Source organism: Massilia sp. CT11-108, assembly GCF_047302915.1.
GTDB classification, from domain to species: domain Bacteria; phylum Pseudomonadota; class Gammaproteobacteria; order Burkholderiales; family Burkholderiaceae_D; genus Telluria; species Telluria orientalis.
The window spans coordinates 1-331 of sequence record NZ_JBKYMO010001378.1 but is presented as its reverse complement, the minus strand read 5'-3'; the positions used below and the strand labels follow the sequence as shown (position 1 = coordinate 331).

The window sequence follows — 331 nt, the reverse complement described above, 5'->3', positions numbered from 1 at the left end:
GATGCCGTGCCCGTGACGGTGAGCGCCGTCGACGCGCAGGGCCGTCCCGTCCCCGACGCCAACCTGCACGTGACGTTCGACCTGGCCGGCGCGGCGGCTTTGCACGATCACCTGGGCGAGGCCGTTGTACAGGTTGCGCTCGGGCGCCTTCTCGGACTCGTGCGAGTTCGGGTCGCCGTTGCCGACGCCGATGATGGCGCCCGGGCCGGCCAGGTCGAACGTCACGTGCAGGTTGGCGTCGGGGACGGGACGGCCCTGCGCGTCGACGGCGCCGATGCCGTGCCCGTGACGGTGAGCGCCGTCGCCGGCCAGCGCCGGACGGTCCGGCGCC

General features: G+C 74.6%; 1 protein-coding gene. It reads right to left on the bottom strand.

Annotation, left to right across the window (positions count from 1 at the left end):
• Positions 1-331: hypothetical protein (locus ACEN88_RS34885; RefSeq protein WP_413347000.1), on the bottom strand; the 331-nt coding region annotated here is incomplete at both ends.